Source organism: Dendronalium phyllosphericum CENA369 (genome assembly GCF_016056275.1).
GTDB lineage: Bacteria > Cyanobacteriota > Cyanobacteriia > Cyanobacteriales > Nostocaceae > Dendronalium > Dendronalium phyllosphericum.
This window is the reverse complement of sequence record NZ_JAECZA010000172.1, coordinates 2,150-2,358: the sequence shown is the minus strand read 5'-3', so window position 1 is coordinate 2,358 and position 209 is coordinate 2,150. Positions and strand designations below refer to the sequence as shown.

The window sequence follows — 209 nt, the reverse complement described above, 5'->3', positions numbered from 1 at the left end:
GTTAGAAAGTGGGGTTGAAAATAAGGCTCGATCACATGTTTGAATGGACCATAGCATTTGTAAAAAGAAGTTTGGGCATTGATGGAAAGATCGCCCAGCGCTTGGCCCACGCTTCCTCCGCCGGGACTGTCACTATAAGCAATTCCAATAAACGCAGCTTCGGGTGTGATCGTAAATGGGCCTGCTGTTAATGGATAATAAATCCTTGG

Annotated in this window: 1 protein-coding gene; it reads right to left on the bottom strand. The window is 45.9% G+C overall.

Annotation, left to right across the window (positions count from 1 at the left end; all coding sequences use genetic code 11):
• The coding region (locus tag I8752_RS21965; protein ID WP_214434401.1) for a hypothetical protein at positions 1–209 on the bottom strand (209 nt) is incomplete at both ends.